Origin of the sequence: Vibrio sp. 10N.261.46.A3 (assembly GCF_041472995.1) — a bacterium.
Lineage (GTDB): Bacteria > Pseudomonadota > Gammaproteobacteria > Enterobacterales > Vibrionaceae > Vibrio > Vibrio coralliirubri.
On record NZ_JBFRRH010000220.1, the window covers coordinates 1 to 340 of the forward strand.

1 rRNA gene is annotated in these 340 nt (G+C 38.8%); it reads left to right on the forward strand.

What is annotated here, in order from left to right:
• Positions 1–206 precede the first annotated feature (206 nt).
• A 23S ribosomal RNA gene (locus AB4484_RS26760) occupies positions 207–340 on the forward strand; the annotation flags it as partial.

The following is a 340-nucleotide window of genomic DNA, read 5'->3' on the forward strand; positions in this document are numbered from 1 at the left end:
GTTTATCTTTCATTAGATAAACACAACAAACACATTCAAGTGTCTTGTATTCGATTCAAACTTGTTTGAATCACAATTGAGTCCGGCAAACAGTTATTAAGAATTAACCCTTCTTGATGACAACCAAAAACCTTGGTTAGTTGCCATACTAGTTTGTTTTCACTTTTCAAAAGTGAAAGTAAAACAGAGACCCTTTCGGGTTGTATGGTTAAGTGACTAAGCGTACACGGTGGATGCCTTGGCAGTCAGAGGCGATGAAAGGCGTAATAACTTGCGATAAGCCCAGATTAGGTAGTAATAACCTTTTGAGTCTGGGATTCCTGAATGGGGAAACCCACTT